The 19,093-nt window shown below is 46.1% G+C and carries 21 protein-coding genes; 7 read left to right on the top strand and 14 right to left on the bottom strand.

Annotation, left to right across the window (positions count from 1 at the left end; genetic code table 11):
- Positions 1–32: 32 nt before the first annotated feature.
- From tuf to NDI35_RS04725, 5 genes are all read left to right on the top strand, one after another.
- Complete coding sequence (gene tuf / locus NDI35_RS04745; RefSeq protein WP_190660866.1) at positions 33–1,262, top strand: elongation factor Tu; 1,230 nt, start codon at positions 33–35, stop codon at positions 1,260–1,262.
- 238 nt (positions 1,263–1,500) lie between these two features.
- Positions 1,501–1,818, top strand: coding sequence for a 30S ribosomal protein S10 (gene rpsJ / locus NDI35_RS04740; protein WP_006632193.1), 318 nt, complete (start codon positions 1,501–1,503; stop codon positions 1,816–1,818).
- Positions 1,819–2,226: 408 nt separating this feature from the next.
- Positions 2,227–2,868 carry an LON peptidase substrate-binding domain-containing protein gene (locus NDI35_RS04735; RefSeq protein WP_006632192.1) on the top strand — a complete coding sequence of 214 codons (642 nt, stop codon included), beginning with the start codon at positions 2,227–2,229 and terminating at the stop codon, positions 2,866–2,868.
- A gap of 286 nt (positions 2,869–3,154) precedes the next feature.
- Positions 3,155–4,942: a helix-turn-helix domain-containing protein gene (locus NDI35_RS04730; protein WP_445311709.1), complete on the top strand. Its 1,788-nt coding sequence runs from the start codon at positions 3,155–3,157 to the stop codon at positions 4,940–4,942.
- Between the two features lie 190 nt (positions 4,943–5,132).
- Complete coding sequence (locus NDI35_RS04725) at positions 5,133–6,077, top strand: PspA/IM30 family protein (RefSeq protein ID WP_445311708.1); 945 nt, start codon at positions 5,133–5,135, stop codon at positions 6,075–6,077.
- Between the two features lie 36 nt (positions 6,078–6,113).
- On the opposite strand, the gene NDI35_RS04720 is transcribed toward NDI35_RS04725, so the two are convergent.
- Both NDI35_RS04720 and pheA read right to left on the bottom strand, forming a co-directional pair.
- The gene (locus NDI35_RS04720) at positions 6,114–6,755 is read right to left on the bottom strand and encodes a pentapeptide repeat-containing protein (protein ID WP_445311707.1); all 642 of its coding nucleotides are present in this window, start codon (positions 6,753–6,755) and stop codon (positions 6,114–6,116) included.
- 50 nt (positions 6,756–6,805) lie between these two features.
- Positions 6,806–7,753, bottom strand: a complete 948-nt coding sequence (gene pheA, locus NDI35_RS04715; protein ID WP_445311706.1) for a prephenate dehydratase — start codon at positions 7,751–7,753, stop codon at positions 6,806–6,808.
- A gap of 208 nt (positions 7,754–7,961) precedes the next feature.
- On the opposite strand from pheA, the gene NDI35_RS04710 reads away from it, so the two are divergent.
- A complete protein-coding gene (locus NDI35_RS04710) occupies positions 7,962–8,540 on the top strand; it encodes a DUF1997 domain-containing protein (RefSeq protein ID WP_445311705.1) in 579 nt (192 codons plus the stop codon).
- 145 nt (positions 8,541–8,685) lie between these two features.
- Here the strand turns inward: NDI35_RS04710 and NDI35_RS04705 are convergent, their stop codons facing one another.
- From NDI35_RS04705 to NDI35_RS04675, 7 genes are all read right to left on the bottom strand, one after another.
- Positions 8,686–9,138 (bottom strand): FHA domain-containing protein, encoded by a 453-nt coding sequence (locus tag NDI35_RS04705; protein WP_445311704.1) that lies wholly within the window; start codon positions 9,136–9,138, stop codon positions 8,686–8,688.
- Positions 9,135–9,584, bottom strand: a complete 450-nt coding sequence (locus tag NDI35_RS04700; RefSeq protein ID WP_445311703.1) for a hypothetical protein — start codon at positions 9,582–9,584, stop codon at positions 9,135–9,137. The genes NDI35_RS04705 and NDI35_RS04700 overlap by 4 nt, the downstream gene beginning before the upstream one ends.
- Positions 9,585–9,864: 280 nt before the next feature.
- Positions 9,865–10,602 (bottom strand): PRC-barrel domain-containing protein, encoded by a 738-nt coding sequence (locus NDI35_RS04695; RefSeq protein ID WP_445311702.1) that lies wholly within the window; start codon positions 10,600–10,602, stop codon positions 9,865–9,867.
- 55 nt (positions 10,603–10,657) lie between these two features.
- Positions 10,658–11,149, bottom strand: coding sequence for an FHA domain-containing protein (locus tag NDI35_RS04690; protein ID WP_445311701.1), 492 nt, complete (start codon positions 11,147–11,149; stop codon positions 10,658–10,660).
- A gap of 82 nt (positions 11,150–11,231) precedes the next feature.
- Positions 11,232–12,020, bottom strand: coding sequence for a double zinc ribbon and FHA domain-containing protein (locus tag NDI35_RS04685; protein WP_445311700.1), 789 nt, complete (start codon positions 12,018–12,020; stop codon positions 11,232–11,234).
- A gap of 206 nt (positions 12,021–12,226) precedes the next feature.
- Positions 12,227–12,946, bottom strand: a complete 720-nt coding sequence (pgl, locus tag NDI35_RS04680) for a 6-phosphogluconolactonase (protein WP_445311699.1) — start codon at positions 12,944–12,946, stop codon at positions 12,227–12,229.
- Between the two features lie 216 nt (positions 12,947–13,162).
- A complete protein-coding gene (locus NDI35_RS04675; RefSeq protein ID WP_445311698.1) occupies positions 13,163–13,405 on the bottom strand; it encodes a hypothetical protein in 243 nt (80 codons plus the stop codon).
- Between the two features lie 4 nt (positions 13,406–13,409).
- Here NDI35_RS04675 and NDI35_RS04670 point away from each other — a divergent pair, with 4 nt between their 5' ends.
- Positions 13,410–14,780 carry a hypothetical protein gene (locus tag NDI35_RS04670; RefSeq protein WP_445311697.1) on the top strand — a complete coding sequence of 457 codons (1,371 nt, stop codon included), beginning with the start codon at positions 13,410–13,412 and terminating at the stop codon, positions 14,778–14,780.
- Between the two features lie 172 nt (positions 14,781–14,952).
- Here NDI35_RS04670 and NDI35_RS04665 read toward each other — a convergent pair whose 3' ends face one another.
- From NDI35_RS04665 to NDI35_RS04645, 5 genes are all read right to left on the bottom strand, one after another.
- Positions 14,953–16,119, bottom strand: a complete 1,167-nt coding sequence (locus tag NDI35_RS04665; protein ID WP_445311696.1) for an LptF/LptG family permease — start codon at positions 16,117–16,119, stop codon at positions 14,953–14,955.
- 80 nt (positions 16,120–16,199) lie between these two features.
- On the bottom strand, positions 16,200–16,928 hold the full coding sequence (gene lptB, locus NDI35_RS04660) for an LPS export ABC transporter ATP-binding protein (protein WP_333068222.1): 729 nt from the start codon (positions 16,926–16,928) through the stop codon (positions 16,200–16,202).
- Positions 16,929–17,100: 172 nt separating this feature from the next.
- Positions 17,101–17,571: an LptA/OstA family protein gene (locus NDI35_RS04655; protein WP_445311695.1), complete on the bottom strand. Its 471-nt coding sequence runs from the start codon at positions 17,569–17,571 to the stop codon at positions 17,101–17,103.
- Positions 17,572–17,876: 305 nt separating this feature from the next.
- Positions 17,877–18,284, bottom strand: a complete 408-nt coding sequence (locus NDI35_RS04650) for a DUF309 domain-containing protein (RefSeq protein ID WP_445311694.1) — start codon at positions 18,282–18,284, stop codon at positions 17,877–17,879.
- A gap of 146 nt (positions 18,285–18,430) precedes the next feature.
- Positions 18,431–18,793, bottom strand: a complete 363-nt coding sequence (locus NDI35_RS04645) for a ferredoxin-thioredoxin reductase catalytic domain-containing protein (protein WP_015174029.1) — start codon at positions 18,791–18,793, stop codon at positions 18,431–18,433.
- Positions 18,794–19,093 lie beyond the last annotated feature (300 nt).

The raw sequence follows: 19,093 nt of genomic DNA, 5'->3' as shown, positions 1-19,093 counted from the left end.
AATCGCTAAAAGAAACAAGGAACAAATCGAGAATGGCACGCGCAAAATTTGAACGGAATAAACCCCACGTAAACATCGGCACGATCGGTCACGTTGACCACGGCAAAACAACTTTGACCGCCGCGATTACGATGACTCTCTCTGCACTAGGTCAAGCAAAGGCTAAGAACTACGCCGACATCGACGCTGCGCCAGAAGAAAAAGCACGGGGTATTACGATTAATACTGCTCACGTGGAATACGAAACCACAGGTCGGCACTATGCCCACGTAGATTGCCCCGGACACGCTGACTATGTGAAAAACATGATCACCGGTGCAGCTCAAATGGACGGCGGCATTCTAGTAGTGTCAGCAGCCGACGGCCCCATGCCTCAAACTCGCGAACACATCCTGCTAGCTAAGCAAGTTGGCGTTCCCAGCTTGGTGGTCTTCTTGAACAAAGAAGACATGGTGGATGATGCTGAACTGTTGGAATTGGTAGAACTGGAAGTTCGCGAACTTTTGAGCTCTTACGATTTTCCGGGCGATGACATCCCCATCGTCACAGGTTCGGGATTGAAAGCTCTCGAAGCGATGCTTGCTAATCCCAAGACTGTCAAGGGCGAAAATGAGTGGGTTGACAAAATCTACAAGCTGATGGAAGAAGTAGATGCTTACATCCCCACCCCAGAACGCGAAGTTGACAAGCCTTTCTTGATGGCAGTTGAAGACGTATTCTCGATTACTGGTCGGGGTACTGTCGCCACTGGTCGGATCGAACGTGGAACTATCAAAGTCGGCGAAACAGTCGAATTGGTGGGTCTTAAGGACACTCGCAGCACTACAGTGACTGGTGTGGAAATGTTCACCAAGTCTCTGGAAGAAGGTTTGGCCGGCGACAACGTTGGTCTACTGCTGCGGGGGATTTTAAAGGCGGATATTGAACGCGGAATGGTGATTGCCAAGCCGAAAAGCATCATGCCTCACACTCAGTTTGAATCTGAAGTTTACATCCTCAAGAAGGAAGAAGGCGGCCGGCACACGCCCTTTTTCTCTGGCTATCGCCCTCAATTCTACGTCCGTACCACTGACGTGACCGGCACGATCGCACAATTCACCGCTGATGACGGTAGTGAAGCAGAAATGGTGATGCCCGGTGACCGGATCAAAATGACTGTTGAGTTGATTCACCCGATCGCGATCGAACAAGGAATGCGTTTCGCTATCCGCGAAGGCGGCCGCACCGTCGGCGCCGGCGTTGTTTCCAAAATCCTCAAGTAGGACTCGCATAACAGCCTAAATAGCAGAAAAGCCACCAAATGTCAATAGGCTTTTCTGCTATTTAGTGAGTAGTGAGTAGTTATAGGTTAGTCGCCAGTTGTTAGTAGTTATGGGTTAAATGTTCAATAACAAATAACAAATAACAAATAACAAATAACAAATAACAAATGACTGCTGACTAATGACTAATGACTAATGACTAAAAATAAACTGAACCTCGAAAATTCAAGAAACAAAAATGGCAACAATTCAACAGCAAAAAATTCGCATCCGCCTCAAAGCTTTCGATCGCCGAATTCTAGACGCATCCTGCGAAAAGATTGTAGATACAGCAAATCGGACAGCAGCCACAGCGATCGGCCCGATTCCCCTACCGACAAAACGGCGGATTTACTGCTTGCTGCGATCGCCCCACGTAGACAAAGATTCTCGCGAACACTTTGAAACCCGCACCCACCGCCGCATTATCGACATTCACCAGCCTTCGGCCAAAACAATCGACGCTTTGATGAAACTGGACTTGCCAGCAGGCGTAGATATCGAAGTCAAGCTGTAGATTGAGTTATCGAAAACTCGGAAAGAAGGAACAAAGATTAAAGAAATTGTTCCTTCTTTTTGTTGAAATTTTCTTATTCATGAGTTATTAGGTATTAGTTATTAGTTAATAATTAGCAAAAATTTCTGCTGCGGCACGAACTTAAATAATTATTTTTAATTAAGGCGCGATCACTACAAAAACGCTCCTTTAGCAGTCGCTATCATCGCCTTCGGACTCACTTAGTTTAGCAAAAAGGTATATTTAACATTTTGACGAAATAACGCCTTTGTCAAGCTGCCAGCACCGGATATAGCTCGCCGTCGCTTCCGTTGCCACCGAAAAAGCCCGATCGCTCCTGCCCCGGAATTGCCTTTAATCAGTTAAAGTAAGAAAAATAAGCGCAAGTACCGTCACTTTTGAGCGACAATGGCATCCTCTTCCTCTGTAGCAGTTCGCGAACTCCCCTTATTTCCGTTGCCGGAAGTGGTTCTATTTCCAGGTAGGCCACTCCCACTGCAAATCTTCGAGTTTCGCTATCGAATCATGATGAATACGATTCTGGAGGGCGATCGGCGTTTCGGTGTGCTCATGTGGGACCCCAACCAAAACAAAGTCTCTGCCGTTGGCTGTTGCGCCGAAGTGATTCACTGCCAACGCCTGCCCGACGATCGCATGAAAATTATGACTCTGGGCCAGCAGCGGTTCCGAGTGCTCGACGCCGTTCGGGAAAAACCGTATTTAGTCGGTCTAGTAGAATGGATCGAAGACGAACCGCCGCAAAAAGACCTCAGACCTTTGGGAAAAGATGTCGAACAACTGCTGAGAGATGTAGTTCGCCTCTCCAGCAAATTGATGGATCAGCCGATCGACCTGCCCGAAGACATTCCCAGTTTGCCTACAGAATTGTCCTACTGGGTAGCCAGCTACCTTTACGGCGCAGCGACAGAACAGCAAACTCTTTTAGAATTGCAAGATACTGCTGCGAGATTGGAACGCGAAACCGAAATTTTGACTTCTACTCGCAATCACTTGGCAGCGAGGACTGTACTTAAAGATACCCTCAAGTAGCCAATTTGCCTAGGAAAAAGCACGATCGGTTTGACTGCATTGAAGCCGGAATTAGACATAAATCTGTTTAATCTACAACTTCAAACAGGTTCGGATAGGTTCCTTATAAGTAAGGGCGCAAAATTAATTACATAAAAAGTCTTGACGCTTACATGGCTTTCACGCGAGATTTTGTGTAATTAATTCTGCACAACTACTTATTTTGGGGTTATGTCAAGTATTAATCTCGAAGTTGCTGATTAACATCTAGTTGGCAGACTGAGATATATGTATGGAGGGAGTTTTAATGTTAGATGAGACAGAAATATCTTCAACAAGTGAAAACACAAAAAACATATCTCAAATTAATTTGAGAGAAAGTATTTTAGACCTTTATAAACAAGGACTTACTTATCAGGAGATAGCTGATCGGCATCAAATAAGCGAACCACAAGTTAAGCACACTTTAGTATATCATCCTGAATTTAGTCAGTTTTTAGATATGTATAAACAAGGGCTTAACTATCATGAGATAGCGGAGCAGTATCAACTAAGCAAAGAACAAGTTAGACATATTTTAGTGAATAATCGTGCATTTCATTTGTATTTGAAAGAAAATGTTTTAGACCTTTGTGAACAAGGCCTTACCTATCAGGAGATAGCTGATTGGCATCAAATAAGCGAACAACGAGTTAGGAAAATTTTATATATTAATTCTGCATTTGATAAGTTTTTCGAGCTTTATAAACAAGGTTATACTTATCAGGATATAGCCGAGCGGTGTCGAACAAGCGAACAAAAAGTTAGGGATATTTTAAATAATCCTGCATTTAATCAGTCTTTCAAAGATTTGAAAGACAGAGTTATGCAGCCTTTAGATTGCAATTCTGAATCTTATCAGTTTTTAGACCTTTATAAACAAGGGCATACCTATCAGGATATAGCCGATCGTTATCAAATAAGCAAACAACAAGTTAAGAAGATTTTAAAGAATAATCCTGCATTTAATCAGTATTGGGAAAATTTGACAAAAAGTGTTAGGAAGATTTTAAAGAATAATCCTGCATTATTTGAGCAGTGTTTAGACCTTTATAAACAAGAGCTTACCTATAAGGAGATAGGCGATAGGCATCAAATAAGCCAACGACAAGTTATGTATATTCTCGATCGGAGTCCTGCATATCACAACTATGTTAGAGAACGTGATCAGAAAAAAGTTGCTGAAAAAGCCATCACTCAAGAAGAGAAAGCAGAAAAGTTTAAAAATAACCTTTATTTAAAGAGTTTAGATGTCCTCTACCCAGAGAGAGTTACAGAATTATGGGACTATCGGAAAAACGGAAATCTTAAGCCTGAAGAAATTTATACTGTAACTAATATCCTTATATGGCTTAAATGTCCTCTTGATGGATACTCTTGGACAAAGCAACTTGATGATATCACTGCTATCTGGGAAAGGGGGACAAGCGGATGCCCAGAGTGTGCAAAAAAACTTGCACACAGTGAGTCACCATTGTCTAGTAGTTTACCTGATGAACTACCGAGTAAACTACTAGATGACTCATCTCATGGCTCATCGAGTAATGGTAATGAATTGCTCGGTAGTACACCAGATAGTTCACTGGTAGGTTCAGCCTGTGATTTACCCGGTAAACCACCCAGTGCGTCACCATTATTTAGTGGTTTAGCTAATGAACTACCGAGTAAACTACTAGATGACTCATCTAATGGCTCATCGAGTAATTTATTTAAAGGGACAGAAGTAGAAGAAACTCAAACTTTTAAAGAAGGTTCGAGCCGGCAAGTAAGGCTCAATCGCTATGAAAGAAATCCTCAAGCTCGGAAAAAATGTATTGAACTTTATGGAACAGATTGCTGTATTTGTGGATTTGATTTTGAGAAAGTTTTTGGAGAAAAAGGTAAAGGTTTAATTCATGTTCATCATTTAATACCTTTATCTAAAATGAATAAAGAATATGAAGTTAATCCCCGTGAAGATTTACGTCCAGTATGTCCTAACTGTCATGCAATGATACATAGAAAAAATCCCCCATATAGCATAGAAGAACTTAAAAGTTTACTTAACGGTACTTAGACAAAAAACTACCAGCAAAGGGCTAAAAGCCTGTGGCAGATAGATTTTGATTCAAATAATTTAAATTGTGATAGGTATAGAATTGAGGTCATTTTAACCCCCTTAGACGTATTTTTATTGCCTAGCAAGGGTTTCAATTCTATTAACCACGAAAACTTGTTTAAGTCCCATAAATTAGCATTTACTGCTTGTGTTAGACAATCACGACCAACCGAAACCATACGATGCAGTTAGAGGCGGTCAACTGCCACCTCCTGTGGGCGGTGTAGTGCTCGGCGGACTAGCAGGAGTTAAACATCGGCTGTCTAGTTCTGTCAACGAACATCGAATTGCCGCCCTGAGAGAGACATTGAATTACGGCGATGCCGGCTTAAAAATAGTCATCAAGATTTGTCAAAGCGAAACAGGGCCAGTGCAGCGGGCGGCCTGCGATTTGCTTCGACAAAGGCTGAATTCGATCGCCCGCGAAAAATTACAGGCCTTTGTAGCTTCAAGTTCTGATTCAGAAGCTAAGGTAGACAGCAAGGTAGACAGCACTGAAAAAATATTAAAGCACTCATCCGGTGCAGTCTCAGAAAAAAATTACGATCGGCAAATGTCCGAAGCACAGTTAATATTTGAGACAATTACGCAGCAGATGCAACCAAATTTGTTGCTGTTAGAAGCACTGGTAGCCTCTGTAGAACGGGAAGAATTTACCAGCGAACTGATGAATCTTTGGGAACTATTAATCTTAGAAATTCAGGAACCTCTCAAAGAACTGCGTCAGGCTGTTGGCAGTGCGATTTCCGCCCAACTGCGGATTCAGTGGCTGTACAATCAAGCTGAATCTCAAGCCAACCAGTGGCAGCAGCGAGCTTTGCTAGCTCTTCAGACACAGGATGAAAATTCAGTTCGCCTCGCCGTGGTTCGCAAGCAGGTTCAATTCGATCAGGCTGCAGAACTAAAAATTGACTTAGACTACCAAACTGTGCGAGTAGAAAATCTCAACCGCAACTTGCTGGCTTTGGAAAGTAAGATTGCTCAAGCTAATTCCAAGAAAGAGATCCTCAAGATGCAGCTTCATTTTGCTAAGGTACAGCAGCAAATAGACTTCACTTTCAGCCAAGTCAATAGTATATTTTTTAGTCCTTAGTTGTCGGAGTCTGCGGTTATTATATGTTGCGTGAGTTCAAACTTGTCTGACGCAAAAATGTATAGCCCCACTTAAAATTGCCTCATCTAGCTTAGCTCCCTCAAGATTAGCACCGCATAAAAATGCGCCGCTCAGATTAGCACCGCTCAAATCAGCTTCTCTCAAATCTGCGCCCTCAAGGTTACTTTCACACAAAAAAGCGTTTTTCAAGTTGGCTTTCCTGAGGCTCGCTCCCCGCAGTTTAGCCTCGCTTAGATTGGCTTTTTCGAGGTTTGTATTGTCCAAGCAAGCATCTAGGAGATTCGCTTCCATCAGGTTTGCGGCGTACAAGGATGCTCCGCTCAAATTAACACCAATCATTTTGGTGTCGCTCAAGTTGGCGTTTTCCAAGTTTGCCTCAATCATGTCCGCTCCTGTTAATCGTGCGAAACTTAGATCGGCTCGGCTCAGGTTGGCCCCATTGAGTTTTGTCATCACCAGGCAAGCATTCTTGAGCTTGGCAGCTATTAAGTTGGCCCCCCTTAAGTTTGCCAAAGCAAAATTTATTTCTTTGAGATTCGCGCAGGCTAGATTAATATGAATTAGGAAAGCTTCTCGCAAAGAAGCCTCTTTCAAGTTTGTTTCATGAAAATTTCTTTCTCCGGCTGCGTATCGCTTGAGAAGTTCATCAGCATTCATCTCACCAGCCTCCTAAGCTTGACTTAAAAAGTATACTACATAAAATAAAATTATACTACTGACAGTACATTGTAGCAACCAAAGATTTTTAAAGTTTCTGTGTGATTTTTTAATTCTTCGAGTGCCGATCGAACAAATGCTTGGCAGGCGTTAGCCTCAACGTCCATAAAGAAAATATATTCTCCGAGCGATCTTTTAGTCGGTCTAGATTCAATCCGACTTAAATTAATACCCCGACTGGCAAATACTTGCAAAGGTTTTACCAGTGCTCCGGGCATATTGGCAGGTACGCTAAAAGCTAGTGAGGTATGGGTGCAATTAGACGGTGAAGCATCGAGGATCAACTTAGAAGCAGATTGTGTAATGGATTTAATGGATGAGCGCTCCCCAGGTTCTACGTTTGCGATTTCTCCCCCACTCCTGCTGAGTACCCAAAATCGAGTGTAATTATCGGGATAATCATTAATGGGTTGAGCTAACACTGGCAAATGGTAAAGTTCAGCAGCTCTTGGCGAAGATATGGCTGCTACATCTCTATCTTCCAGATATTGCAATGCTTCCGTGGTAGAATTCGCCGGAATTAATTGAGCTGAGGGAAGAAACTGCCCCAACCATACCTGACACTGAGCTAGCGCTTGCGGATGAGAGTAAACTTTTTGAATCTCGTTAAAATTTTTGGCATTAGACACCAGGGCATGGGAAATTGGCAAAACTAAGGCGTGTTGAATGCGGAGTTGATCGAGTCGCCACAGTGTATCTAAGGTGACAGTCACACTGCCTTCGATCGAATTTTCGACGGGCACCACTGAATAGTCAACCTGCCCTACGGCAGATGCCTCTAGCGCTTGGGAAATGGTGGAATAAGGACACAGGGTGCATTCCAAGTTAGTTTCCAGGCTCAACCAATTGACATAAGCTAGAGCCGCTGTTTCTGCATTTGTACCAACAGGGCCGAGATGTGCGATCCTCTTCGAGGGCTTCGCTAACGAAATTTTCATTTAGAGGTAATTTTAGGTTACAAATGTTTGCTTTACTCTCATCAGCTAGGAAGTATGATGAAAAATTAGCGATGTCCCGAAAGTTTTTATCAGTGATTTCTCGGATGACATTGCTGGGTTCGCGACTTAGTACGCGACTTATGTCACCTTAAAAAAGGTGATACTTTATTAAGATATGCTTAGGAATCCTATATTTTGATATTTTCTCATGTATATACGCTTTAATGCTTCCCAATCCGTTGAGATCGCCGTACCAGAGGAACGGGTTCCCATTCAACATTATCTGCGCCAGCCGAGGCGACTTGTGAACGCCCTCGTTGACCAAAGTCGCACAGAACAGCTAAGCGATGACTGTTTCCGCCTGAAAATGCGACCGTTACAATTTATGATGCTGAGCCTTCAACCCACAGTAGACATGAGGGTGTGGGCCCAGTCGGATGGCACAATCAATTTGGAGTCCGTCGCCTGCGAAATTCGCGGCGTGGGTTATATAAACGATCGCTTTGCTCTCAATCTCAAAGGAAAGCTTTGTGTACACCAAAGCAGCGGGGTAGCATCCTTGAAAGGAAAAGCGGATTTGGAAGTGCAAGTAGAATTACCGCCGCCGTTTTGGCTGACGCCCAAACCCATTTTAGAAGCAACGGGGAATGCTTTGCTCAAGAGCGTACTGCTGAGCGTCAAACAGCGGTTGATGCACCAGTTGCTCTCCGATTACCGCCGCTGGGCAAACAGCGAAAGTGAGCTAATATCGATCGATATCCCCCCAATCTTATCTTTAGAAGGGTGAAATCCTACTAAAGAAGCTGTTAATTAATGTATAGGGATATTTAGGCACAAATCATGCCACTTACCACAATATTAGTTAGACGCTCGAATTGGGAATCGGTCGCTTTGTTGGAACTAGCCAGCAGGGATAGATAGATAGCTGCCTGTCAGTCAAGATCGATTTGAGTCAGCCCCCCATGTTCATCGTCTTCGATTATTCCCACGCCCCCAGGCCAAGCTGTTGACCTGTCTTTTGAAACTTCGTCCTGTTGGCGGAGTTCGCGCTGCGGTGGCTTGATTATTTTGCCCGGTTGATTCGTTGCGCCCACCCGAATCCGGATTTTTGGCCCGGAATTGCCCAAGCGAATTGTCATCCCGTCCACAACTGACACCTGAGCGATCGGTCTATCATCTACATAAGTGCCGTTAGCACCAAAATTAATAATTTCCCAGCCATCGGCGTGATTCCACAGTTCTACGTGGTGGCGGGAAACTACAGCGCTGTAAATAATTACATCATTGTCGTTCGATCGACCGATCCGAACCACCGGTTCTGATTCAAAACACCAACTTTGAACCGGGACAGACTGGATAGGATGTAAAAGAGTTAAGGTAATCACTGATGTTTTGACACTCCACCGCCAGACAGAAACGGGGATACTTCCAGAGAGATTTTTTGGGAGAAAACTGCAAAAATTTTGATTTTTAAAAGCGTCATCAGTGGGCCATGATTCCCTCGCTCTGCCCTTAAAGTCGAACTTTTGGCTGCTTGAGGCATTTGAAGCAACTTTTGAGGGTTAGCTTTTGGCGCAGGCGCAAATTTTTGCTGTCCTCGGTAACAACCAAACACGATGTTATTAATCGGGTGAACTTCCCAGTGATGGACAGCGGTTTTAACCGCTTGATTAATGTGGTCTGTGAGGGCGCGATTGTGCCCAGGGGTGAGTCGCTCAATTCGATCGACTAAATAATCCTTTTCCCGCTGATGAACCAGAGAATTTAACTCAGACCCGTGCTGGTTGCACCGCTGATTCAAGTTCTCGATCGGGCGACAGTCACTGCTCAACGACTCGCTGTTTATAAAGAAAGAAGTTAACCAATTATTAATCCTGGGGTCTCTAGATAAAATAGTTGTTGATTGTATCAAACAGCATAGGTCATTTTGAGTTGCTAACATTTTCCTTATTGATGCGATACCTTTAAAATACAATGCTTTGAGCAGCAGTGGAATTTTGAGCGACAACGCATCAATCTCAGATAGGGAAAATACCGATCGACCTTCCTCGCGCGCGCGGCCCCAAAATGTGAGCGGCAATTAGTCGCACGGCGAGCGGGAAGGCCAAACTTCAGCTCAAATCTGACTCAGGCGGCTCCGGGTTCGGCTCCGGGGTGACAGATTCTTGCCTTTGCCGCTTCAACTCTGCAACTTTTTCTTGAGCTACATCCCTGACTTCGAGAGCTTTATCTTGGAATTTTTCCGCCAGACTTTGAGCGCCCCGCTTCACACCTGCCACATTTTTGAGAGTTCTGTCGAAATCTTCATGTAAAAACTCTGCTACCAGACCGACTTTTTTGTGCAGTCCCTCAGCGTACTGCACTGGCTCCGATACAGCAGCTTCAGAGACGATCGCACGCTTGCTGCCGATGGTCGAAATAGCTGCCACAGGTAACAAGTAAATGTCGTCTAAAACACCGCGCCAGCCGCTCGATTTAAATAGGTAGTGGGTGACTGAACCCGTGCGGACATCAAAAAGGTAGTCAACCACTGCACCTGCCTGATTTCCAGCGTCCGTGAGTACCTCAAGCCCGATCGGACAAACAGCTTGTTCCGGCTGATGCAATTCCGGCAGTTCCGGGTTAATGGTGACAAAAACATTTTCCCCCACCGTATCAACTTGCGCCCAAGCGAACCAAGTTTTTTTGCTACCCAAAAGTCCCGACTTGCAAGTAAAGCCGATCGCCCGCTGGGAGTGAGCATCGAGCCAAACCCGATCTACCCTGCCGACCTCTTCCGCCGTTCTGCGGTCGATCGTGCGACGGTTGAGCAGTTCGCTGCGCCTAACAATCTGTGGTGATGTACTCATAAATAAACTCCTGAGTGCCGCCTTTGAAAAATGTCGATCGTCCAAAGAAGCCGATTTAATATTCTTCTTCCGAATAATGGCGAGTATGATCTGCCTCCGTTAACTCCTCCTCATCCCTAGAAGTGCCAACTTCTTTTTGGTCGGGAACAGGAATCGTGCTAATTTGCACGCCGCCCGAGGGAGCGTGAATTTCCTTAGCCTCCCTGGGCTTGACGCTAATTTGTCCTAACTGGACTGAGGACTGATTTGGGCCTACGTTAATTTGAATTTTCGGACCTGAGCGAGCCAAGTGAACGATCAGACCGTCCACAATGGGAACCTTAGCGATCGGCTTACCATCGAGGTAAGTGCCGTTGGTACCTAAATTGATCAGTTCCCAAGTTATGCCGCTGCGCCGCAATTCGATGTGGCGACGAGAAACCACAGCGCTAAAAAGAACGACGTGGTTTTCAGTCGAGCGCCCGATCCGGACGACCTGCTCGTCTTCAAAGATCCAACTGCGGACGGGTATGGACTGGAGTGGATGTAGCAAGGTCAGCTTAATCACATTGGCAGCATTGAGTTTTGGTAGAGCGCCTTAAGATGCGATTTTAGATTTTAGACTTTCGATCGCCCAATCCAAACTCGCTCTAAGAGATTTGAAATAAAAACGTAACCAGGTCTCCTTTGCCCAGAGAGATGCGGTCTCCCGGTCGCAACCGGTGGCGGTTTCCCTTGGGTAGCGGAGTATTGTTGACGTAAGTGCCGTTGGAACTGCCTACATCTTCTAGGTAGCAAGCATCTCCCTCCACCCGGAGATTTGCGTGTACCCGAGAAACTATCTCAGAATTAGCAAATCCCGAAACATCAATATCCGGCGGTACTAAGTCATTTGGCTTGCCTATGTGAACCACAGACAGACTGTGAGGCAATTCCATCGGCGTATTTGTCTGAACGTGTAGCAGGCGCGCCGACTGCTGTTGCAGTTGAGTTTTAGCTACACCTGCTGGCGGTGGGCCCGGAACCGGAGGAGAGATATTTACTGGTGTTGCCACCGATTCAGTTGTAACAGGAACCGAGGGCGAAGGCGGGGGATCGGGAATCGTCGGAATGCTGGCGGGAGTTTTTTCCAAGTTAAGGCCCTTATTCAGGGTAACTAGAGGTTCCGCCATCAGGGGATCGGGTGGGACTAAATCCGGCGCCGGTGACGATACCACTGTGGGGCCTACAGGCGAGGGGGACGGTACTGTCACCTCAACTTCTGGAACTATGGAACCCGGACGCAAGTTAAAGCCACACTGACCGCAAAATGCTGCATCTGTCTGAACTGCTGCACCGCAGTTCGAGCAACTTGCGGTAACAGGTAAAGGCGTGTAGCAAGCCTCACACTGGCTGGCCCCGTCGGGGTTCTGGTGATTGCAATTGGGACAGACAATCATCGATTTCTCCTTGCTATCGGCCAGATTTTCAAATCAGCCTCATAAAAATACTCGTGTATATGGTCAAATTTTAACTTTAACCGCCACAATTCTTATATTGCTTCGCTAATACTAGCAACTGAGCTGACGCCGTGACGTTAGCTGTCAGGGGCAAGATTGAGTTAGTGATAATGCTGACTATGCTGGCACGCTTGCGGATCTGTCGGCTATTTTACGGAGGAGCCAGCAGCCGCATCGAGCAGCCACCAAAGTTCGCCTTCTGGTTGAACGAGTCTGGCTGGATAGGTCATTTCGTCGGCTGCGGGGGCAAAAATTTGAGCTAGGGCGGGTTGTTTGCTGGCTCCTGCGACCATGAAGATGACGCACCGAGCCCGGTTGATTAAGGGGACTGTAAAGGTAATGCGGGGTTGACCGTCTTTGTTGCCGACAGTTACTAGGGCATCCCGGACTTCCAAGGCTGCTGTGCCGGGAAATAGAGAGGCTGTGTGGGCGTCGTCTCCTATACCCAATAAAATAATGTCGAAGGCAGGAAACTCGCCCTCGGATACTTTGAAGAACTGCTGCAATTCGGTTTGGTGCGCCGCCGCGTCGGCTGCGGGGTCGCCGGCGCCTGTGGGCATGGGGTGGATGTTGCTGGCGGGGATATTCACTCGATCGAGCCACGCGAGGCGCGCCATTTTTTGATTGCTATCTGGGTGTTCTGGGGGAACGTAGCGTTCGTCGCCCCAGAAAACGTGAATTTTTTCCCAAGGCAGGTCTTGGGCTGCGATCGCTCTGTAAAGGGGTTCTGGTGTGCTTCCGCCCGCTGCGGCGATCGTACAAAGTCCGCGTTCGGCTATGGCTTCGGAGATTTTCGACAGCACAATCTCCAGCGATCGATCTATCAGTTGTTCCCGATTTGCTAATACTTCTACTACTTTTTTCATTAATTTCCTCTCAACTTTCCTTGGGTTTTGTTCTCAGCAATTGCCAATTTTACCTTGACATTTTGGTTTGAGGTCGATCTGCTGACAGACCCGGCAGACCGGACACAGCACCCCATAATATTTTATCATCTTATGCCTCTTGATTTAAGGAAAGCAAGACATATTTCTACCAGTGCTTTATGGGGTTTCACCTGTTGCATTGAGCTTTTGCAACTTTCAATCAAAAGTTCGATCGTACTCGGAGCATCTCTGCAGAAAGTAAAAAGCGTTTTTTGGGAGTTCGATCCGTCCCGCACAGCAAAGTCTATAAATATAGCGAGCCGGACGATCGCACACCGAAAGTAAAAGCCAAACCGAGATGCTCGCGATCGCACTTACCCCGGCATAGCAAAAATAATCAAGATTGATGTGGTAGACTAGGAAAAATAGTTTTAAATCCGCACGATCGGATGGAAGCAAAACTATGCCAATTTTAAAACGATTTCCTACATCTGTCCGCTATCTAATAGCGCGCTTGCGCCACTGGACCCAACCGGCGGTTTGGGCTCCTCTAGCCGTGCTCTGTGCGGGGGGGTTATTTATCTGGGAGGTCTCTGTAAATCCAGAAAGGTTGAGCATAGATGGCGAAGAAGAACCAGCCTCAAACACTCCAGCTTCGCTATCGGGACTATCTGCTGAAGATACTGCCATTGCGGCTGAAATCGACAGCTCACCAGTGCTAGTCAATCAGTTTAATGGCTCTACTGCTTCTGAAGTGAACTTGTTAAATTCATCCGTAGTAAAAAGCAAAGGTTTATTCGAGGAACTTCGAGATCGGGGCTTAGAAACTCCTCAGCCATCTTCCGCCGCCAAGCAAGTAGGAAGCAGCGGATTTTTCCCCTTGCCAAATTTAGCAACACCTGCTGTCGAGGCCGGAAACAATAACCCCCAAAATTCCAGCTTGCCAAGTTCAAACGCAACATCAGCGTTGAGTTTATCTGGCAGTGGGAGACTGACTTCCGGGATAAAAACGATCAAGCCTGAGTCTGGGGGTACAGCGACAGCAACTTTATCGCAGGCGTCGAGTGATGCTAATTCAGATAAACAAAACGAAAATTCTCTGCCTTTGAGTCCGCTGCAAGCAGCTATGAAAAAATACGTCGTTGCTAACACTTCGGCAACGGCGGCGGAGGCTGAGAAAACAGCAGACTCGGCTACATTGCTCGATCGACCTGCTTCCGATCCGGCTGCAGGAAATGCGACAAATTTGCTCCCAACGACCGCTACAGCTCAAAGTGGAGCAAATCCTGTGAATGTTCCCACAGCACTTCCCCCACTTGTGGCTCCGACAAATACTGTGAGCAAGGAATCTCAAGAATTCTTAAAACCGACAGCTACACTCCCTGAATCATTAGCGGGGTTAACTTCCCGAGTACCGAGCCTTCCCGAAATTAATGCAGGGGCTACAACGGTGGCTTTGCCGAAAAATCCCTACCAAACTAATTTATCTGGCTCAGGCTTCGCACCTGAAGTTCAACCTGTGGCACTTCCAGTAGCCATACCTTCGCCAACACCTCTACTTCCAAATGTCGGCCCATCTCCCTTTCCAAGTGGGATTGGGGGAAGCAAGATAATTAGCCCTCAATTCTCTCCCAATGCAGCGAATTCTCAATTTCAAACACCTCCACCGAGTCAGCTTAATTTGCCGGCGGGTCAGCCTAACTTTGGAGTTGTTCCCCAAAACACAAATCAGGGCGTGCAGCCCATTCAACCTCAAACTTTTGCTACACCAGGCTCCCTGGCTCCGGGACGCTACATTGGCGGCGGCGAAATCAATACTTTTTCTAATCCTTAAATGAAAGAAGTTCGGCCACGAAAACGATATTATCAATTCCCAAGACTTAGGCTACGCGGTTCATGGCCTTCGACTTCGGTTCTTCTCAGCGTAGTCGAAGGGAAGGGAGCCGAAGGCAGTGGAACGGCAGTACAAGTTCCGAATTACCTATTCCCAATGTTAGTGGTAAAACTTACCTAGCGGCGGCCCGCACCAACAACAATCCCCCGATCCCCAAGCCAAACACGATCGGCAGCCAAGCCGACAGAATCGGAGTCAAAACAGCTTTCACACCCATAGAACTGGTGATGAAAGAAAATACGTAGTAAGTAAAAATCACAACTACGCTAATACCAAAACTCGTTCCTCGGCCGGAGCGGCGCGGTTGAGTTCCCAAAGCTGCTCCCACTAAACCAAATACCATGCACACGAAAGGAAAAGCATATTTTTCTTGAATTCGCACCTTTAATTTGCGAATTTGCGGTTCGTCGCCGCTGTTTTTAAGGATATCCAAACGCTCTAAGGCTTGGGCAATGTTCATTTCCTTGAAATCCCGCGCTCTAGCAGCTAAATCTAAGGGCGTGCGGGGGAGTTGCAATTGCTGGTGTTGAAACCTAACTATATTGCGGTAAGAGCCATCAGGAGCTACTATATAAGCGGTTCCGTTGAAAAAATCCCAGGTATTTTCTGAGGGATTCCAAGTAGCGGATTCTGAAGAAACGATTTGATTGAGGCCTGGGGTGGAGCGATCGATAATTGTTAAACCTTTCATTTGCTGGCCGTCAAATTGTTCTGCATAAAAAAAGCGGGCCAGGATTTCGTCGCCGCCTTTTTCGGGTTTGCGAAATTCTGTGTAGATAATATTTCTATCTTGAAATGTCGGTTTTTCTCGCTTCAAGGCTCTATCTAAAGTCAGAGTAGCTCTGTAGCTGGCGGCGGGTACAACTAACTCTTGCAAAGCAAAGGTGAAGCCTGCAACAATTAAACTCATTATCACAGCAGGCAGTATCAATCGGTATACGCTGACTCCGCAACTGCGGAGGGCTATGAGTTCGCTGTCGCTGGACATTCGGCTGTAGGCCATTAAGGTTGCTAGCAGCATCGACATCGGGAAAGCCAACACTACGAAGTAGGGAATTTGCAGGAGAAAAATTTCTATGGCTGCGCTGTAGGGGAGGCCGGATTCTGCTACTCTGCGGACTAATTCAAATAAAGCTCCAACTGTGACGGCGACGGATGTAAAGAGTCCGACGCCAAATAAAAAGGGGCCGATTAGTTCTTTGGTAATGTACCAGTCCATTACTGAAATTCTCGGCAGCCAGTTGATGGGATTCAAAGAATTGGATATTGCTATTTTCATAGTTTGGGCTTTTTGCAGTTTGCTCCTCAATCTAACATCTCGAATCTAAAATTATGGCCATGGGGAATGCCTTCAAAAGACTATCGCACGAAGTTGTCACCTAAGTAATACTGTCGCACTAAAGGGTTGCTGTAGAGTTCTTCTTCCGCCCCGGAGGCTAAAATTTGACCGTCTCGCATGATGTAGGCTCGATCGGTAATTTCGAGGGTTTCTCGGACGTTGTGATCTGTGATGAGGATGCCGATTTTACGATCGCGCAATTTAGCAATAATGGTTTGAATTTCGTCTACTGCGATCGGATCGACGCCTGCAAACGGTTCGTCTAAAAATAGGAACATCGGGCCGTCTCGCCCTGCGGCTAATGCTCTGGCCAGTTCAGTCCGTCGCCTTTCTCCCCCCGATATTTGAATTCCCAAACTAGATGCTATTTTTTCTAAGCGAAATTCTTGCAATAGGAAATCAACTCGATCGCGCCATTCCCAGCGCGGCACTTGAGTTTGTTCTAGGACTAACAAAATGTTGTCCCGCACGCTCAGGTTTCGGAAAATGCTTGCTTCTTGAGCGAGATAGCCAATTCCCAAATGCGCTCGCTGGTGCATCGCCAATTTAGTGATGTCTAAATCGTTTAGCCAAACGGTGCCTTGATTTGGTTTTTCTAATCCGGTTGCTATGTAAAATGTGGTGGTTTTGCCGGCACCGTTGGGGCCTAGCAGTCCTACGATTTCTCCTTGCGCTACCGAAAGGTTGACGCGACTAACTACATTGCGTTTTCCGTAGGATTTGTGAATATTTTCGAGTACAATTTTCATTTTCGCTCCCGGCAAGCTCTACAAGCTAATTTCAGACTGCGGCTTTGTGCGATCGACTCTCTAATTTAAATTTTACCTTTTCAAGTTTGTTAGTTTTATAAACACGAAATTTCGCATCTATCCCAAGTAGTATGTTTTGGCTGAGGCGAAATTTCGCTGCTGCGGTCCACTTTTACCGGGGGGCTGTAGTTGGACGTGGGGAGCCAACTGCATTTTGAGCTGCCGCATCTTGTTCCGGGGCAACCAGATAGACAGATTCTACCTGTCCTGGGTTGTTTGGCAGGGCAATAAACCGCCCTTCGTCGATGAGGTATGTTATGGTTTCGCCGCGCAGGCTGTTGCCCTGCTGCAATACGTAAACATCTCCGCTGAGAATGATCCGGCGCTCGCGGCTGAAATATTGAGCTTGAGCCGCAGTTGCTTGTATTTGGCGGGCTGGATAGTTAATTTGGACGTTGCCACGGGCAGTCACGATGCCGGTTTTGGAGTCGGCTTCTTGAATGTCCGATCGCACACTGAGAGTGCGGGGCGGCCCGGCTTGCGGGTAAGTGGGAGAGGCGATCGCGCCTGCCAGAGTGAGGGGCAACAGCAGCGATAATCCTTTGAATATTCTGGAATTGAGTAGTTTAGCGGAGGGCATCATAAGCTTGGAGCCTCAATATTTGTGAAATTGCTGAAGGGCATTATCTCCAGTTAGATATTTTATCTTAACGGCCAGAAAGATTCCCGTGAGGTCGATCGATTGACCCGATAGTCTCAACCAATTATCCTAGCAAGACAACAGCGAATTTAATTGGTTATTTTGCTGAGTGGCTACAACTGTCTTAACCGGGAACGAGCCTCTTGCTCGTTCCACAGCAAATTAATATACTTGGGCAGCCGGCAAGAAAGCCAGCCCTCCTCTGTGTAGAGGCCAAGTATACTGCACACCCTAATACAAACATTTATTTAACTTTTTGGTACTTTGATAATTCGCGGCAATTGCAAGCCTGCAACTTCTGTACCTGCGAACAACAGTTGAAATTTAGCTACTTCTTCCGGGCCAGCTTGTTGCAAAGCGCTCAAAAGTTTAGCACTTTGTCCCAGCAAGTCTTCAACGGCAATTCCGGCATAACTCGGCTGATAATAACTGAGCCGATTTATTCCTTCTCCAAGCAAAATTACTGCACCGCGCCAGTTTTGATTTCCTAAGTGATAAAGCGCGACCGCAATTTGCAATATTCCCTGATAAAACCTTTTTTCCGGCTCCCCGGCTTCCATCCACAAAGCCTCTAAAGTATCGTGACAAGCGTAAAATTCTTGGCTGTTAAACTGTTCGATACCTTGGCAAAACTCCAGCGAGATTTCCTCTGTCATTCGAGTGAAAATTGGGGATTTTCGATTGCGAATACCTGTTTGAGTAGGCGGCGATCGATTTTTTTTAATAGCTAAGTCTTAAAAATAGGAAAAATCACGACCTGTTTTCAAAACTACTGCCATTTAACGACCGCCTACTTAACCGATTACATAGTCTCTCTGACAGCTTGAATCTGATCCATTCCAATTTCCTGAGTAGTTCCCGCGAAATCGTTATCTGGCGTTAAAAATAACATACAGTGACACTCTTTGCGCTCGCGCATGGGAATGCACGGACAGTTCCAGTAGGCGGCTTTTACTTCGGCTTCTTTATCTTCGTAATGGCGACAAGGGCATAAGGGAGCGCCTAGTTCATCCTTGTGTTTTGCTAGTCCTTCTATCACGACAGCAGTGACGGAAGGCTCGGAACAAAAGTAAGTTCCCGTGCGCTTAGCGTAGGTTTCGGAGAAATTCTTCATCGCCTCCAAAGTTTTTTCGTTGGAGAGTTTAGATTTTTCTGTTGTGTTCATAGTTTAGGATCGGAGTTGAGGATGCTACGAGCTTTTGACAATTGTAGCGCAGAATAGGATTTTAAACACTTGTATATTTCTGTTTACTTACAAGGAGGAAAACCTTGACAAAGATTGAGTTTTAGGTTGTCGGTTTTTTAGTGGTTTTTCTCTATCCCGGAGGGTTCGGGAAACTTGCTGCAGACCGGGTTTTTGGAGCTGCCAAAAGATTTGGGCAGTCGATCGCCCTCAACTATCATCCCCCAAAGGGGATAAAAATCGGATAAGATAGCACGGCGCTCTTTCTGTGACGGCTATAGG

The organism is Microcoleus vaginatus FACHB-2002 (assembly GCF_040004035.1).
In the GTDB taxonomy this organism is placed as follows: domain Bacteria; phylum Cyanobacteriota; class Cyanobacteriia; order Cyanobacteriales; family Microcoleaceae; genus Microcoleus; species Microcoleus vaginatus_C.
Note: the sequence above shows the minus strand (reverse complement) of the source record. Positions and strands in the feature narration are given on the sequence as shown.

What these genes read in the sequence shown, in the direction of transcription:
- NDI35_RS04645 (WP_015174029.1), bottom strand. Translation starts at nt 18,793, where the DNA reads ATGAACACAACAGAAAAATCTAAACTCTCCAACGAAAAAACTTTGGAG.
- NDI35_RS04735 (WP_006632192.1), top strand. Translation starts at nt 2,227, where the DNA reads ATGGCATCCTCTTCCTCTGTAGCAGTTCGCGAACTCCCCTTATTTCCG.
- NDI35_RS04665 (WP_445311696.1), bottom strand. Translation starts at nt 16,119, where the DNA reads ATGAAAATAGCAATATCCAATTCTTTGAATCCCATCAACTGGCTGCCG.
- NDI35_RS04720 (WP_445311707.1), bottom strand. Translation starts at nt 6,755, where the DNA reads ATGAATGCTGATGAACTTCTCAAGCGATACGCAGCCGGAGAAAGAAAT.
- tuf (WP_190660866.1), top strand. Translation starts at nt 33, where the DNA reads ATGGCACGCGCAAAATTTGAACGGAATAAACCCCACGTAAACATCGGC.
- NDI35_RS04710 (WP_445311705.1), top strand. Translation starts at nt 7,962, where the DNA reads ATGTATATACGCTTTAATGCTTCCCAATCCGTTGAGATCGCCGTACCA.
- NDI35_RS04650 (WP_445311694.1), bottom strand. Translation starts at nt 18,284, where the DNA reads ATGACAGAGGAAATCTCGCTGGAGTTTTGCCAAGGTATCGAACAGTTT.
- NDI35_RS04730 (WP_445311709.1), top strand. Translation starts at nt 3,155, where the DNA reads ATGTTAGATGAGACAGAAATATCTTCAACAAGTGAAAACACAAAAAAC.
- NDI35_RS04655 (WP_445311695.1), bottom strand. Translation starts at nt 17,571, where the DNA reads ATGATGCCCTCCGCTAAACTACTCAATTCCAGAATATTCAAAGGATTA.
- NDI35_RS04670 (WP_445311697.1), top strand. Translation starts at nt 13,410, where the DNA reads ATGCCAATTTTAAAACGATTTCCTACATCTGTCCGCTATCTAATAGCG.
- pgl (WP_445311699.1), bottom strand. Translation starts at nt 12,946, where the DNA reads ATGAAAAAAGTAGTAGAAGTATTAGCAAATCGGGAACAACTGATAGAT.
- NDI35_RS04685 (WP_445311700.1), bottom strand. Translation starts at nt 12,020, where the DNA reads ATGATTGTCTGTCCCAATTGCAATCACCAGAACCCCGACGGGGCCAGC.
- lptB (WP_333068222.1), bottom strand. Translation starts at nt 16,928, where the DNA reads ATGAAAATTGTACTCGAAAATATTCACAAATCCTACGGAAAACGCAAT.
- pheA (WP_445311706.1), bottom strand. Translation starts at nt 7,753, where the DNA reads ATGAAAATTTCGTTAGCGAAGCCCTCGAAGAGGATCGCACATCTCGGC.
- NDI35_RS04695 (WP_445311702.1), bottom strand. Translation starts at nt 10,602, where the DNA reads ATGAGTACATCACCACAGATTGTTAGGCGCAGCGAACTGCTCAACCGT.
- rpsJ (WP_006632193.1), top strand. Translation starts at nt 1,501, where the DNA reads ATGGCAACAATTCAACAGCAAAAAATTCGCATCCGCCTCAAAGCTTTC.